Source organism: Moorena producens PAL-8-15-08-1, assembly GCF_001767235.1.
Lineage (GTDB): Bacteria > Cyanobacteriota > Cyanobacteriia > Cyanobacteriales > Coleofasciculaceae > Moorena > Moorena producens_A.
Window position 1 is genome coordinate 9,008,569 of record NZ_CP017599.1, and the last position, 17,401, is coordinate 9,025,969.

At 41.6% G+C, this 17,401-nt stretch carries 8 protein-coding genes; all 8 read left to right on the forward strand.

The window, feature by feature from the left end; all coding sequences use genetic code 11:
- Positions 1-702: 702 nt before the first annotated feature.
- The 8 genes from BJP34_RS33050 to BJP34_RS33080 all read left to right on the forward strand — a co-directional run bounded on the left by BJP34_RS33050 (position 703) and on the right by BJP34_RS33080 (position 17,400).
- Positions 703-4,926 carry a TIR domain-containing protein gene (locus BJP34_RS33050; RefSeq protein WP_158517614.1) on the forward strand — a complete coding sequence of 1,408 codons (4,224 nt, stop codon included), beginning with the start codon at positions 703-705 and terminating at the stop codon, positions 4,924-4,926.
- A 249-nt stretch (positions 4,927-5,175) separates the two neighbouring features.
- Positions 5,176-6,858, forward strand: a complete 1,683-nt coding sequence (locus BJP34_RS46825; RefSeq protein WP_070395990.1) for a DUF4231 domain-containing protein — start codon at positions 5,176-5,178, stop codon at positions 6,856-6,858.
- A 312-nt stretch (positions 6,859-7,170) separates the two neighbouring features.
- Positions 7,171-8,622, forward strand: a complete 1,452-nt coding sequence (locus tag BJP34_RS33060) for an RNA-guided endonuclease InsQ/TnpB family protein (protein WP_070395991.1) — start codon at positions 7,171-7,173, stop codon at positions 8,620-8,622.
- Positions 8,623-8,644: 22 nt separating this feature from the next.
- The gene (locus tag BJP34_RS33065; RefSeq protein WP_070395992.1) at positions 8,645-12,913 is read left to right on the forward strand and encodes a TIR domain-containing protein; all 4,269 of its coding nucleotides are present in this window, start codon (positions 8,645-8,647) and stop codon (positions 12,911-12,913) included.
- Between the two features lie 132 nt (positions 12,914-13,045).
- Positions 13,046-13,177: a hypothetical protein gene (locus tag BJP34_RS49760; protein WP_267876430.1), complete on the forward strand. Its 132-nt coding sequence runs from the start codon at positions 13,046-13,048 to the stop codon at positions 13,175-13,177.
- A 548-nt stretch (positions 13,178-13,725) separates the two neighbouring features.
- Positions 13,726-14,778, forward strand: a complete 1,053-nt coding sequence (locus BJP34_RS33070) for a hypothetical protein (RefSeq protein ID WP_070395993.1) — start codon at positions 13,726-13,728, stop codon at positions 14,776-14,778.
- 441 nt (positions 14,779-15,219) lie between these two features.
- Entirely contained in the window at positions 15,220-16,281 is a 1,062-nt protein-coding gene (gene proX, locus BJP34_RS33075) for a glycine betaine/L-proline ABC transporter substrate-binding protein ProX (RefSeq protein ID WP_070397014.1), read from the forward strand.
- A 45-nt stretch (positions 16,282-16,326) separates the two neighbouring features.
- Positions 16,327-17,400, forward strand: a complete 1,074-nt coding sequence (locus tag BJP34_RS33080; RefSeq protein ID WP_070395994.1) for a Glu/Leu/Phe/Val dehydrogenase dimerization domain-containing protein — start codon at positions 16,327-16,329, stop codon at positions 17,398-17,400.
- Position 17,401: the final 1 nt, after the last annotated feature.

The window sequence follows — 17,401 nt, forward strand, 5'->3', positions numbered from 1 at the left end:
ATAAGTTTTACCCCTTTTCTGCATAGCCTATCAACCATAAAGGCTCAACTGTCTAAGGTTTCGTCTCCGGGGGGGACCCCCAAGACCGCGCTGCCTCCCCAAGACCGCGCTGCATCGCTAGGCGAATTAAATTCGCCACGGGTCGCACCGCTATCTCCCCACCTCCCTATCTCCCCACCTCCCTACCAATCACGTTTTAGTCGGACGCAAGAAACAGCCCTGCCCCTCAGAGGGGGTAATCCTGGTAATCCATCAAAGATGTCCAGACTTATCTACCAGACGTGCTGGGTGGTCTTGAGGAAAAGAAGATTTTAGATAAGCTAACCTTGATTGCTGCGATCGCTACTATCGTTTGACTGCTGAGTGCTAAGAGGTTGTCTGAGAAGTCTCATTTGCTACATCCAAGCCCCCGTTGGTCCCCCAATTTTGCGGTGCGACCCAAGGGCGATTTACTCGCCCTAGGAGGCGCGCACCGGAAGGGACTTTTAGAATAAAATTGACTCTTTTCCCCCCCAAAGTTGGGGGGCTAGGGGGGCAAAATCCAGTATAAAAAAACTTTTCAGATATCCTCTAAGCAGCTAATGGTAAAACTGTTACGTTAGTGAAATGTTAGGGAATTGTATAACTATAAGTTCCGAGACTTGTGAGCCCAAGTTTCTCTCCAATAGTTATATTGAATCCCTACTGCACTACCCAACTTCCATGAAGACTTTTTTCGATGCCTTCATCTCCTACGGACGAGCTGATAGCAAAGCATTTGCTACCAAACTACACCAACGATTAACCGAACTTGGTTTCAGAATCTGGTTTGACCAACAGGATATTCCTCTGGGTGTAGACTTCCAAAATCAAATTGATGATGGCATTGAAAAATCCCATAACTTCTTGTTTATCATTGCTCCCCATTCAGTCAAATCTGCCTATTGTCTCAAAGAGATTCAACTCGCCGTTCAACTCAACAAACGCATCATCCCTCTACTCCATGTTGAACCTAAGAATTGTTGGGATAAGATGCATCCAATTATCCAAAAAATTAACTGGGTCTATTTCCGAGATAATACAGAGGATTTTGAAACATCCTTGGCTGGGTTACTCCAGGTAATCCACCATCAAAGTGATTACGTCAGACAACATACGGAAATTTTAGTCAAGGCATTGGAGTGGTCTAGACATCAAAAACAAACCAACTACTTGTTAATTGGAGAAGAGCGAAAAAAGGCTCAATCTTGGCTAAAAGTTAGGTTTGATGATCAGCAACCTCCTTGTGTTCCTACAGACCTACAGTGTGAGTTGATTTGTGAAAGCACCAAGAATTCCAATAACCTTTTGACCCAGGTGTTGATCTGCTACGCCGATCAAGATAAGTCGGTGATGCAGAAAATTTCTAAAACTTTAATGCGGAAAAGCTTCACGGTTTGGACGAATAAGACCGATATTGAAACCGGTACTCCATTCCAAGACGTAATCAATCAAGGCATTGAGGGAGCTGATAATATTGTCTACTTAATTTCACCTGCTTCCATCAAATCCGACTATTGTCAGCAAGAAATCACCCACGCCTTGGACAACAACAAACGTATTATTCCCCTCTTGATTGAATCCACAGAACTAGAGGGGATGCCTCCCCAGATCAGAGGGCTACAATTTCTGGATTTTACTACCTATAAGGATGAAGATAAATACCGGATTGAGGCTGACAAACTGATTAAGGTATTGCATCAGGATGAGCCCTACTACTCAGACCATAAGACCTTATTAGTCAAGGCGATTAAATGGAAAAAACAAAATCGGAATCCCAGTATTTTACTGCGGGGATACAATTTGCGATATTATGAAACTTGGCTCACTATTAATCAGCAACGTAGCCTTCATCCTCCCCTACCCCTTCATCACGAATTTATTACTGAAAGTAGCGCTCAAATTACCTCATCCTCTATAGAGGTGTTTATCTCCTATTCCCGAGCAGATTCCGATTTTGCCCGTCAGTTAAACGAGGCACTCCAGATGCAGGGAAAAACGACTTGGTTTGACCAAGAAAGCATTCCTCCAGGGAGTGATTTTCAGCAGGAAATCTATCGGGGTATTGAAAATTCTGACAACTTTTTATTTATTATTTCCCCTCGCTCAGTCAATTCACCCTATTGTGCAGATGAGGTGGAATATGCCGAGAGTTTAAATAAACGGTTTGTGACCATATTACATCACGAAGTATCAGCCAACCTGTTACATCCGGCATTAGCTAAGATACAGTGGATAGACTTTAGAAATTATCGGGGAAATTTTAATACCAATTTCAGTGAATTGATCAGAACCCTAGATACTGACCGAGACCATGTCCATAAGCATACCAAGTTGTCTCAGCGCTCCTTAGAATGGGAAAAAAACCACAAAACTATTGACTTGCTGTTGCGGGGAATTGAGTTCTCCATTGCCGAAAAGTGGTTCTTGGAAGCTAAGCAAGATCATAAATATCCTCTCCCAAATCCTTTACAGAAGGAATTTTTTGAAGCCAGTAAAAACGCTATTGAAGCCGCAAAAGAAGCCGAAAAACAGCGACAAGCAGAAATCCTAAGCTTGCAGGAGGAACGTACAAAGGAAGCGAAAGCACGACTAGCAGAACAGAAGAAAAGAGTTAGACAACAAAAATTATTGATTGTCGCAGTCATTACAGCCTTGGTAGGGGCTGTTGGCACTATTATCTATCAAATTAAACAAAAAAAGGTGATTAACAATAACCTTATTCTTGCTAAAATAGAGCATATTATCTCAGAAGCAAAGGAGTCTTTACCCGAAAAACATAAAAACCCTACTATGGCTTTACGCCTTGCTGAGGCTGCTTATAAAGCTGCTCATAAAATTGACAATAGCAGTCAAGTGTATCAGGCTTCAGAAGTACTGAGTAGAGTCTACCATTCAGCAATTCATAACCGCTCCTTTTTTTACTATGCCAATATAAAACATAAAAGGGCTGTGACTAGTGCAGTATTCTCGCCGGATGGTAGTAGAATTCTCACAGCTACAAAGGGTAAAACAGCAAAATTGTGGGATCTCAAGGGGGAGGAAATCAAGAGCTTAGAGGGACATTCTGCTAGGGTTAATTCTGCTGTATTTTCCCCAGATGGCAACATAATAGTGACTACCTCAGAGGATAAAACAGCTAAGTTGTGGGATAAGGAAGGCAAATTGCTCAAGACCTTACGAGGGAATGATTGCGATCGCAACGGTCAGTGCCAAGTTAATTCTGCCGTCTTTTCCCCAGATGGTCAGACAATTCTCACCGCTTCTGATGATAATACGGCGAAATTATGGGATAAACAGGGACAACTAATTAATACCTTGACCGGGCATAAAGATATCGTCGTCTCTGCGGTCTTTTCTCCTGATGGTCAGACAATTCTCACCGCTTCTGAGGACAAAACTGCGAAATTATGGGATAACGATGGGAATTTGATCACAACTCTAAATCAGGATAGGTGTCTTACCTCTGCGGTATTTTCTCCAGACGGAACTAAAATTATCACTACCAGTAAAGATAATACAGTTAAGTTGTGGAAAAAAAATGGCGATCTGATCAAACTATTGAAGGGACATAACGATTGGGTTAATTCAGCTTTCTTTTCCCAAGACGGTGAGAAAATTATTACCGCTTCATCAGATGGCACTGCTAAGTTATGGAATAAGGATGGAAACTTAATTAAAACCTTGGCGGGACATTCAGAGGAAGTCAAAAAAGCCTTGTTTTCCCCAGACGGTAAGAATATTATTACCGTTAGTGATGATGATACTGCCAAAATTTGGGATTTGAATGGAAATGTTATCGCTAATTTAATCGCTCATAAATTATCGGTTACCACTGCAGCGTTTTCTCCCAATGGAAAAACAATTATTACCGCCTCTGATGACACGACAGTCAAGTTATGGGATATCCAACAACCCGTTAATTCTAGTTTGATTAGAAATTCTAGTTTTCAACATTCAACACCTGTGAATTCTGCTGTGTTTTATCCTAACGGCACAAAAATATTGATAGCCACTACCGATAAAAAGCCTTATTCATGGAATCTGAGCGTAAAATTGCTCAAGCAACTTCCTTATGACTGTGATATCCCGAAGAACTGTGCTGTAACAGCAGCTTTCTCCCCTAATGGTAACTATGGCGATCGCCTGATCATGGATATTAATTTACATGATAACTATAATAACATAAGGATATTCGGTAGCAGTGGTGCTAAATTTGCCAGCTTTTCCCAACATGACCAGCAAATTTTCACGACCTCTGACGATCACACTGCCAAGTTATGGGATTTTAGTGGCAGTAAACTTATAGAAATATCAGAATACAAAGGACACAAGGGGGTAGTTAATTCTGCTGTCCTATCTCCTAACCGCCAGCAAATCCTTACGGCTTCTAATGATAAACTGGCGAAGTTGTGGAACTTGAACGGAGAAATAATTACTAATTTTGAAGGACATAAAGATGCTGTTAATTCCGCCGTCTTTTCCCCTGATGGTAAAAAAATTCTCACCGCTTCAGCAGATGACACCATAAAGCTGTGGGATTTGAATGGAAAATTGATCCGAACTTTTCCAGAAGACCCCAGTCAAGGACATATGTTCGATGTTAATTCAGCGGTGTTTTCTCCCGATGGTGAAAGAATTCTCTCTGCTTCTGACGATAAAACTGCCAAGTTGTGGGATTTAAACGGTAACTTAATCCTGGAGATGAAAGACCTTACTCCTGCTGCTGTGAACTCTGCCGTCTTTTCTCCCGATGGCACCAAAATCCTCACTGCTTCACGCAATGGCACTGTCAGCGTGTGGCTGATGCTGGAGGATATTGTTGAGTGGTTGAAAACAGCTAATATTTATCGGCTGTCAGAAGAAGATCGCAAGGAATTTGGTTTAGATCACAGCGATCCTAGATAAAATCCTACTGATGTCAGATACCCTGATTTATCGTTATCAAAAAAAGGTAGTATTTCCCAGATTCAACTATACTCGAAACTTGAGCATTTGTCCTTACCCACGTTGTCATAATTCCCGGTTATAACTGGGGTGATGAGTCCCCAAACACAATCCATACATGTACCTAACCCTTGTCAAGGTGTTTCTTTCATCCATAACAGTGGGGTATAGTTCTGGGGCATCCTCTCAAGTAAACAGGACGAGTGAATCATGTTCAAAAAACGGTCTTATCGGGAAAAGTTTAAAGAAGAGATCGGTGGGTTGATTGATGCGATTGATCTATCGGATTTGCAGAAGCGGTTTATCAAAGCTCGCTGGCTCGACCAAGTTTTGTGGTTAGACAAGCGAGCAAACCAGTGTCGCAACCACTATTATGCCCTGCGAATGATGACCATTATCGGAGGGCTAATTGTTCCCGCTTTAGTCGGTATCAACAGCAGGGACGGTAAAATCAGAGTAGCCTTGGGTGGGACTGCCTTTGGACTGAGTCAGGTAGTGGCAATTAGCGCCGCTGTAGAAGAGCTATTTCAATATGGCAAACACTACACTCAGTATCGCAACAGCGCAGAATCCCTGAAAATCGAAGGCTGGCAATTTCTTCACTTAAGCGGACCTTACCGACGTGTAGAAAAGCACACCCAGGCATTTACCCATTTTTCCTCCCGTGTAGAGGGGATCATCAGGAAAGATGTAGAAGGATACATAAGCGAGCTTGAGCAAGACCAGGAACAGGTCAGGGAGCAAACAAAATTAATCCTATCTCAAAACCTAACTCCAAACCTAGCTCAAAACCTAGGTATGGCTCAGTCACAACCCAACAAACAATTACAAAAGCCACGGATTCCAGAAGCCACCCAATTACCAAATGATTTCCCCCTCAGAGGGGGTAACCCTGGTCATCCCTTTCCTCAGGAATTTGACCCAAGCAATACCTTTAATACTCCAGCCAACCCCTCTGCTAACGATATTCCCAGAATCTGGCAGCAAGAAGAGGGGGATGAGTTCGTTCATCCTAGCGAAATCCAACCCAATCGTTTCAAAACCAGCAGTAATGCCATTCCCAGAATCTGGCAGCAAGAAGAGGGGGATGAGTTTGTTCATCCTAGCGAAATCCAACCCAATCGTTTCAAAACCAGCAGTAATGGCGGAACTCCCTCCATGGTCTTATTGGATGATTTAACTACCTCAGCCTCAAACAACACTCCCATGGTTTGGCAAGAAGAGGATGAGGATGAGTTGACTCAACCTAACCAACTCGAACAACTCGAAAGCACTCCTTTAACGGAAAACAACAACCATGACCTGACTCCTCCAACTGATCACTCTCAGGATTCAGTCCCCTGTCCTCCCGAATCCGATTTTGTAACCCCTGAGGTAGTCGCTGATATTCTCAAGTGTCCCCTCAAAGATGTCCAGACTTATCTACCAGAGGTGCTAGCTGGTCTTGAGGAAAAGAAGATTTTAGATAAGCTAACCTTGATTGCTGCGATCGCTACTATCGGTGTCGAAACTGGTGGTTTCCGTCCTATCAATGAATACGGTGATTCCAAATACTTTACCAAGATGTACGAAGGTCGCAAAGACTTGGGCAATACCCAACCAGGAGATGGAGCCCGCTATCATGGGCGCGGCTTTATTCAAATTACCGGTCGGGCTAACTACAGGGACTACGGTCAAAAAATTGGTCTAGGCAGCACCTTAGAAAAGAATCCGGAAGTTGCCCTCAATCCCAAAATTGCTGCTCAAATCTTAGCCTGCTATTTCTATGACCGCAAGGTGTATCAAGCAGCCAGAGATGGAGACTGGCGCAAAGTCCGCAGGCTAGTCAATGGAGGCTACAACGGTTGGGAACAGTTCTACACCTTTGTCCAACGAGCTGAGCACATGCTTTAAGTTTCTAGACCAAAATACTCAGGGGATGCAGCTTAGTGTAGACAGTAAGCTGACTGCTGACTGCTTAGCAGCTAATGGTAAAACTGTTACCTTAGTATAACCTTAGGGAATTCTATAACTGTAGGTACTAAAACTTGTGAGCCCAAGTTCCCCTCAAATAGCTACTACCAAAACTTCCCGAAATGTGAGAGCCCTGTGTCTAAAGACCGGGGGTGAAACAGAGCGACTGGATTTATCCAGTCGTATCCCGAAAACGTGGAACTTTTCTGATATAAATAGGTCATAATATATATAAGGAGGTGATAGCTTGCGATGTACAAAACGATTCCTGTAAAAGCAACATTTAGTGACGAAGAAAAAGCTTTCTGGCTGTTTCAGTGTGAAAACGCTAACAGTCTGTGGAATTGTGCGATCTATTACTCCAAACAAAAACATTATAGTTGGCTAGAACAACAACCAGAAGCTTTTACTACTTACTGGAAAGAAGACGTACTTCGCTACGGATGGAAAACCTATAAGTGTAGTGTAAAGTATGCCGAACTATGCAAAGAGCTGAAGAACAATCCCCATTACAAGGCGATGGCCGCCCAATCAGCACAGCAGACCCTTAAATCTGTGGCTGAATCAATCACAAGTTACAATCAGCTAGTTCCACTTTATTACAAGGGACAAGTAGACAGGCCAAAGCTTCTTAGGTATAGAAATAAAGGAGGACTGGCTGCTGTTACTTTTCCGCGACAAGCCCTCACCTATAGAAAAGGATTATTTTATCCGTCTATAAGCAAGGAAAGTAAGCCAGAATTATTAGGTGAAATTGTACTAGAAGCCCCAGAATTCCTAGATCCAGACTGGGTTAAAGAGGTAACAATTCGCCCTTACTATGGGCAACTATGGATTGATTGGGTAATAGATGATGGGAAACAACCAGTAGAACAAGATCCGAACCTAGACTATTCCCAGGCATGGAGTTTCGATCACGGTGGCGATAACTGGTTGACTGGAGTTTCGACCCAAGGAAAGAGTCTGATAATTGATGGTCGTAAGCTCAAGTCAATGAACCAAGGATATGCCCGTCTTGTTGCGAAGTACAAAGCTGGAAAACCTGAGTTTTACTGGGATGCCAACCTTGATAGAGTTCAGAGGAAGCGTAATAATCAGATGCGCGATGCTGTCAATAAAGCGGCCAGATTTATCATCAACCGTTGTCTTAGCGATTCGGCAAAGCCGACGCTACGCGAACGTATTGGAAATCTTATTATTGGTTGGAATGAGGGGCAGAAAAATCGAACAAACATGGGGCGACGAGGAAATCAAAAGTTTGTGGTCATCCCCACCAAGAGATTAATAGAAAGACTAAAACAACTCTGTCGAGAATATGGAATAAAACTAACAATTACTGAGGAAGCGTACACCAGTAAAGCGTCTTACCTTGACGACGACAGCCTCCCAAAACATGGTGAAAAACCCACAGGATGGACACCGTCGGGCAAAAGGATGAAACGTGGATTGTATAAGTCTTCCAACGGTCACCTGGTTAACGCAGACTGCAACGGTGCAGCCAATATTGCCAGGAAAGTAACTGTACAGTTAGGACTCGACCTAACCAAGGCAGGTAGGGGAGCATTGACACTCCCGCACCGGTATGATCTGTTCACATCTCTGTCTAGATCGTACAGGAAAAGGAGTGAAGTCGCACGGTTTCAACCTGCGACTTCACATCCTTTGAGAATCCCCCGTGCTTTAGCTGGGGGAGATGTCAACTAGAATTCCTACTTAACTACCAAACATGAATACTTTTTTCGATGCCTTCATCTCCTACGGACGAGCTGATAGCAAAGCATTTGCTACCAAACTACACCAACGATTAACCGAACTTGGTTTCAGCATCTGGTTTGACCAACAGGATATTCCTCTAGGTGTAGACTTCCAAAATCAAATTGATTATGGCATTGAAAAATCCCATAACTTCCTATTTATCATTGCTCCCCATTCAGTCAAATCTGCCTATTGTCTCAAAGAAATTCAACTCGCCGTTCAACTCAACAAACGCATCATCCCTCTACTCCATGTTGAACCTACGGATTGTTGGGATAAGATGCATCCAATTATCAGACAAATTAACTGGGTCTATTTCCGAGATAATACAGAGGATTTTGAAACATCCTTGGCTGGGTTACTCAAGGTCATCCACCATCAAAGTGATTACGTCAGACAACATACAGAAATTTTAGTCAAGGCATTGGAGTGGTCTAGACATCACAAACAAACCAACTATTTGTTAATTGGAGAAGAGCAAAAACAGGCTCAATCTTGGCTAAAAGTTAAGTTTACTGATCAGCAACCTCCTTGTATTCCTACAGACCTACAGTGTGAGTTGATTTGTGAAAGCACTAAGAATGCCAATAACCTTTTGACCCAGGTATTTATCTGCTACGCCGATCAAGATAAGCCGGTGATGCGGAAAATTGCTAAAACCTTAATGCGGAAAAGCTTCACGGTTTGGACGAATAAGACCGATATTCAAACCGGTACCCGATTCCAAGACGTAGTTTATCAAGGCATTGAGGGAGCTGATAATATTGTCTACTTAATCTCACCTGCTTCCCTCAAATCAGACTATTGTCAGCAAGAAATAACCCACGCCTTGGTTAACAACAAACGGATTATTCCCCTCTTGATTGAATCCACAGCACTAGAGTGCATCCCTCCCCATATCAGAGCGTTACAATTTATTGACTTTACTACCTATAATGATGAAGCAAAATACCGCATTGATGCTGACAAAGTAATTAAGGTATTGCATCAGGATCAGCCCTACTACGAAGACCATAAGAGGTTATTAGTAAAGGCGATTAAATGGAAAAATCAAAATCGTAATCCCAGCATTTTACTGCGGGGATACAATTTGCGATATTATCAAAATTGGCTGACTCTTAATCAGCAACGCAACTCTTATCCTCCCTTACCCCTTCATCACGAATTTATTACTGAAAGTAGCCATCAAATCCCCTCATCCTCTTTAGAAGTATTTATCTCCTATTCCCGAGCAGATTCCGATTTTGCCCGTCAGTTAAACGAGGCACTCGAGATGCAGGGAAAAAGCACTTGGTTTGACCAAGAAAGTATTCCTCCAGGGAGTGATTTTCAGCAGGAAATCTATCGGGGTATTGAAAATTCTGACAACTTTCTATTTATTATTTCCCCTCGCTCAGTCAATTCACCCTATTGTGCAGATGAGGTGGAATACGCCCAGAGTTTAAATAAACGGTTTGTGACTATATTACATCACGAAGTAGCAGCAAAAGTGTTACATCCCGCATTAGCGAGGATACAGTGGATAGACTTTAGAAATTATCGGGGAGATTTTTATGCCAATTTCAGTGAATTGATCAGAACCCTAGATACTGACCGAGAGCATGTCCATAACCATACCAAGTTGTCTCAGCGATCCTTGGAATGGGAAAAAAACCACAAAAGTCCTGACTTGCTGTTGCGGGGGATTGAGTTTTCCATTGTCCAAAACTGGTTGCTGGAAGCTGAGCAAGATCATAAATATCCTCCCCCAACTCCTTTACAGAAGGAATTTTTTGAAGCCAGTAACAACACTATTGAAGCGGCAAAAGAAGCCGAAAAACAGCGACAAGCAGAAATCCTACGGTTGCAAGAGGAACGTACAAAGGAAGCAAAAGCACGACTAGCAGAACAGAAGAAAAGAGTTAGACAACAAAAATTATTTATTGTCGGAGTAATTATAGCATTGGTAGCGGCTGTTGGCACTCTTATCCATCAAATTCAAGAAAAGAAGTTGGCTGAATATAACCTCAAAATTGCTAAAGTCAAGCATCTTCTCTCAGAAGCAAGCACGTTTTTAAAACGACACCCGACGAAGGCTTTACGCATTGCCGAGGCTGCTTATAAGATTGACAATACCCATCAAGTGCCTGAGGTTTCACAATTGCTGAGTATAGCCTACCATTCAGCAATTCATCGCCGCTTCTTTTTTTACTATGCCAATATGCGACATAAAAGGGCTGTGACTAGTGCAGTATTCTCGCCGGATGGTAGTATAATTCTCACGGCTTCAGAGGATACCACAGCAAAATTGTGGAATCTCAATGGCGAGCGAATCACTACCTTAGCCGGACATTCTGCTAGGGTTAATTCTGCTGTATTTTCCCCAGATGGCAATACAATAGTGACTACCTCACAGGATAAAACGGCTAAGTTGTGGGATAAGGAAGGCAATTTGCTCAATACCTTACGAGGGCACGATTGCCTCCGCAACGGTCAGTGCCAGGTTAATTCTGCCGTCTTTTCCCGAGATGGTCAGACAATTCTCACCGCTTCTGATGATAAGACGGCAAAATTATGGGATAAACAGGGAGAACTAATTAACACCTTGAGCGGGCACAAAGATATCGTCGTCTCTGCGGTCTTTTCTCCTGATGGTCAGACAATTCTCACCGCTTCACGGGACAAAACTGCGAAATTATGGGATAAGGATGGGAATTTGATCACAACTCTAGATCAGGATAGCTGTTGGCATGTACATATAAAGGATTATCATTGCGGTCTTACCTCTGCGGTATTTTCTCCAGACGGAACTAAAATTCTTACTACCAGTAAAGATAAGACAGCTAAGTTGTGGGACCACAATGGCGAGCTGATCAACATAGTTAAGGGACATACCGGTTGGGTTAATTCAGGGTTCTTTTCCCAAGACGGTGATCAAATCCTTACTGCTTCTGAAGATGGCACTGCCAAATTATGGGATAAGGATGGAAAATTAATTAAAACCTTAGCAGGACATTCAGAGCCAGTCAAAAAAGCCTTGTTTTCCCCAGACGGTAATCACATTATTACCGTTAGTTATGATAATACTGCCAAAATTTGGGATTTGGATGGAAACGCGATCGCTAATTTAATCGGTCATCAATTATCGGTTACTACTGCAGCGTTTGCTCCCCATGGAGACAAACTAATCACCGCCTCTGATGACTCGACAGTCAAGTTATGGGATATCACCCAACAACCAGTTAATTCTAGTTTTAGACATTCAGCAGCTGTGAATTCTGCTGTGTTTTCTCCTGACGGCACAAAAATATTGACAGCCACTACCGATAAAAACGCTTATTTATGGGATCTGAGCGGAAAATTGCTCAAGCAACTTCCTCATGGCTGTGATGTCGGGAATCACTGTTCTGTAAAAACAGCAGCTTTTTCCCCTAATGGTAACTATATTATCACGACTTCCGATGATGGCAAAACCCGGTTATGGAATGGAAAAGGCGATCGCCTGATCATGGCTAGTAATTTACATGATCACTATAATAACGTAACGATATTTGGTAGGAATGGTGCTAAATTTTCCAGCTTTTCCCAAGATGACCAGAAAATTCTGACTACCTCTTACGATCAAACTGCCAAGTTATGGAATTTTAGTGGCAGTGAACTGATAGAAATATCAGAGTACAAAGGACACAAGGGGGTAGTTAATTCCGCTGCGCTATCTCCTAACCGCCAGCAAATCCTTACGGCTTCTAACGATAAACTGGCGAAGTTGTGGAACGTAAACGGAGAAATAATTACTGATTTTAAAGGACATACCGATGCTGTTAATTCCGCCGTCTTTTCCCCTGATGGTAAAACAATTCTCACTGCTTCAGAAGATCACACCATCAAGCTGTGGGATTTGAATGGAAACGAGATCCGAACCTTTGGAGGAGGTCGTGAGAAAGGACATAAGTTTGATGTTAATTCAGCGGTGTTTTCTCCCGATGGTAAAACAATTCTCTCTGCTTCTGACGATAAAACTGCCAGGTTGTGGGATTTAAACGGTAGGTTAATCCTGGTGATGAGAAACAATAATGCTGCTGTGAACTCCGCCGTCTTTTCTCCCGATGGCACCAAAATCCTCACTGCTTTCAGCAATGGGAATGCCAGGGTGTGGCTCAAGCCGGAGGCTATATATGAGTGGTTGCAAACAGCTAAAATTTATGAGCTGTCACCAGGAGATCGGAAGGTGTTTGGTTTAGAGGACAGGTATTCTAGATAAAATCCTACTGATTTCAGATACCCTACTTTAGTGACTTTTCTGGCTTCGTAGATTGGATTGAACATACTGAAACCAATCCCTGGTAATGGTTTTAAGTACAATCAAGGGTTTTATAGGGTACCTAAATGAATTATGATAATTTTTGATGCCATATTCCCTGCTCCCTGTTCCCTATTCCCTGTTGCCTGTTCCCTTTGCTATAGGAGTTTTGTCAGTCAATCAGAGTCAGAAGAGTTAAGATTATTGCTCAAAGTAACAGAGTGATTACGGTTGAGGTGACATTGGATATTAGGACTAACCGATAATAAATCCCCGACCCGATTGACTTAATAGAGGGACTCCTGTATTATTTTATGAGAGTAAATTAGGCTAGTTGAGACCTGTTATGGTATCCTGTTAACTTGGATTGCCTAAAACTATACTGTGTATAGCTTTGAGATTTTGATGATAATTGATAGTTTATATTACATAGTATCTCAAAATATAAAAGTATTGCCTAGTAATAATTTTAGGGTTTGTTTCTGAAAAATTAGTATAATCAATACGCAATAACCGTAAATTATTTAGTTTCATATGTCTAGTCATATGTTGATTTATTATGCTTAACTTTTATGATATAATTTATATTGATAATATCACTTTTTATTAAAAATTACGCGAATGAATAGTTAAGTGGTTATCACTGATTTTAATAATAATCAAAAAGTCTAATATATCAAAACCATAAATTGGCTGGCAGCAAAATTTATGGTTTTATTGATAATTAACTAAAAATCAGGTTCAAAAATACTCATCATTTGAGAGGATATAACATGGCAATTTATATGGCATCTAACTACTCACTCAACACCCTTGGAGCCAAACTTTGTCTCGAAGCTGCTGGGGATTTAGTAGCAAAAGCAATCCAGCCCATCCAAAACTCTTCACAGGTAAAACTAGCTGATTACGGCATTGCAGACGGTGGTACTAGCCAAGGATTATGGCAGCAGATTGTTGCTACTATAAAAAAACAAAATAACGGGGCTTTTGTTGAAGTAATATTTAATGATTTACCCAGTAATGACTTTAATGCCCTAGGCAAAAATGCAACGTTATTGATGCAGGGTGATCAAAATATAGTAGTTTCAATGGTTCCACGATCATTTTATGAACCTGTTTGTCCCCCCAATAGTCTAGACTTTGGTTTCTCCTCCACAGCCATGCACTGGCTAAGTAAGCTACCCAAACATCTGAGCAATCATATTGATGTCAATGTTTCTGCCCCAGTAGAAGATAAAGCAATTTTTCAAGCACAGTCACAGATTGACTGGAGCACTATTCTCCTGGCTAGAGCTAAAGAACTCAAATCTGGAGGTCAAATAGTAACCGTCAACTTATCCGTAGACGAACAAGGGCGCTATGTAGGGCACAACCTGGTAGACTTGAACCTGAAAGATATTCTGCACGAAATTTGGAAACAAATGCAGATTGAGGAATTGATTCAACCAGAAGAGTATGTTGGCGCTACATCACAAAGTTATTACCGAACAGAAGCCGAGTTTACTGCGTGTCTCGAAGACCCTCAAAGTGACGTTTATCAAGCTGGGTTACGATTAGCAGATACCCGAACCATGCTGATTCGGTGCCCTTATCGGTCTCAGTACGAAGATGATAGGGATGCAGAGAAATTTGCCCAAGGTCTCACCCAAGCGACTCGCTCTTGGAGTGAACATACATTGAGAAATGCCCTAAGCAATCGATCCAATCAAGACATTTCTGAAATTGTCAACCAATTCTACCAAAGATTTACAGCTAGGATTCGAGAGAATCCCGGTCAGTTCTCTATGGATTATGTACAAACCTATCTTCGCATTTACAAAGAATAAGCCCAACCAGGATGCTTAGATCATGTCAGGATAATTACCCTGTCTTGATGCAGTCGCTCATGGGGGAAACCCCCTTTGGCGGCGCTGCATCGCTTAATAAAAATCTGCCCCATCTCCCCATCTCTCCATCTCCCCACACCCCCTCAGGTTGAGGTGACATTGGATATTAGGACGAACCGATAATAAATCCCCGACCCGATTGACTTAATGGAAGGACTCCTGTATTCTTTTGTGAGAGTAAATTGGGCGATTTGATACCGGTTATGGTATGCTGTTAACTTGGATTGCCTAAAACTATACTGTGTATAGCTTTGAGATTTTTAAACTTTATTGTTTATACCAAAAAGTATGTCAGTTCTCTCATAAACACCATAGGATGCCCAGTAGGCTGTGGAATACAATTAAGCCATTGGTTGAGTAAAACTAGTGTGAAGGATGAAAATGAAACAAAAAGAAAAAAAACACTTCTTAGGAATACTTCTAGCTGTTTTGTCAATCGGTTTAATTGCCTGTCAACCCACTATCCAATCTAATCCTGAATCAACAGACAAAATGATGCCGGGTCAAGGGGTAAGAGTAAGATCTGGCTCTAGTGTTTCAACCTACGCAGTATTTTTAACAGAAATTATTAATATCGGTCTAGAAAAGCTTGGTTATAAAACTGAAGACGCCAAACAGCTCAGTGTTCCTATTTTACACATTTCTGTCAGTAACGGAGACTTAGATTTCTACACTGATCATTGGGAAAAACTCCAAAATAAATTTTTTAGAGAAAACGGAGGCGAAGATAAATTCAAGCGGGTTGGAATTATTGTTGACAATGCTTTGCAAGGGTATCAAATTGACAAAAAAACCGCTGATAAATATAAAATCACTAGCTTAGAGCAACTTAAAAATCCCAAAATTGCCAAACTTTTTGACTCAGATGGTGATGGCAAAGCTAACTTAACAGGTTGTAATCCTGGGTGGGGTTGTGAATTGGTGATTGAGCATCACTTGGATGTCTATGGACTGAGGGATACCGTTGAACACGATCAAGGTAATTATGAGATTTTGTTGGCAAATGTAGTAGCTCGCAACCGACAGGAAAAACCTATTCTTTATTATGTTTACACTCCTAGCTGGGTACCTATAGTATTAGAACCTGGTAAAGATGCAATCTGGCTAGAAGTTCCTTTCACTTCTCTACCAAAAGAACAGGGAGAAGTCTCCGAGCAAGATACCATGCTAGATGGAAAAAATCTAGGGATTGCGGTTGATAGAGTGCGCATAGTAGCAAACAATAAATTTTTGACAGCTAATCCAGCCGCGAAACGTCTGTTTGAGCTGATTGCAATTCCTATTGAAGATGTTAATGCTCAACAAAAACTCGTACAAGAGGGTGAAAGTAACTCAAAAGATTTCCGTCGCCATGCAGAGGAGTGGATCAATAAAAATCAAGATAAGTTTGATGGCTGGGTAGAAGAAGCAAGAAAGACAGGAACAAATTTGTCAGAGAATTGATTGTTTTTTAAAAGACATTTATAATCCATAGTGGATAAAATTTAGATGAAAATTATTCAGAAAACTACAGATGGCTTTCAATGCTTCATTGGCTTAGACAGAGCAACCCTGAGTCAGCCAAGTAACGGTGGATTGAGAGTCAAAACGTACCAATCTGAGACCCTTGCTCGGGAGGACTGTAGAAATCTATCTCTCGTAATGACCCATAAACATAGTCTGTACAATACAGGCTTTAGTGGAGGTAAGATTGTTGCAGCGATCACAGAGGATAAAGCCTGCAAGAAAAACCTATTGAGTTTTGTCGGTTCTCTCCTTAATGAACTTAATGGTTTAATGTACACAGGTTGTGACTTAAATACTTCCTTAGAGGATATGCAATATCTCAGAAATTACTGTCCTTATATTCTGGCATCTTTAGATTCTAAAGTTGACCCGAGTATTGCAACAGCCTATGGTGTAGTTGGCAGCATTCGAGGAATTTTTGGGAACAATCTTAAGGGCTTAGTTTTTCTGGTTCATGGTCTGGGTAAGGTGGGTAAAGCTACTGCTCTAAGTCTCCAGGAACTTGGAGCGAGTATCATCACCTATGACATAGTACCCCAGCGAGCTGATCTTCCTAATTGCAAAAACATCTCACACCATGAGAACTGGTGGGATATTCCTTGTGATGTATTAGTTCCTTGTTCCATCAGTGGTCTAATTACACCAGCAATTGCCGATTCCTTGCAGTGTAAATATATTGTTGGCTCTGCTAATGTTCCCCTGAGTGAACCTTTTGTCCTCAATCTTTTACAGGCAAAATCACTTACTTTTATTCCCGAATCAATTAGTAGTGCTGGAGCGGTTATTTGCGACTCAATAGAATTTTATTGTCCATCGATTTTCAAGCAGGTATATCCCCAAGAAATTTATGCATTTATCCAGGAAATTGTTGAAGAAAAAACCCAACAGTTTTTAACCGGGCTAACTGATGGCAAAAACTCCTACGACCAAGTAATATCAACACTAATTTCAGCAGCAGATAAACAACCAAAAGTTGGCAGTAAAATTTCTGATTTTATTGACGATTACTTCAAAAACAATCAGGATCACAAATACTCATCATTAGAGAGGATATGAC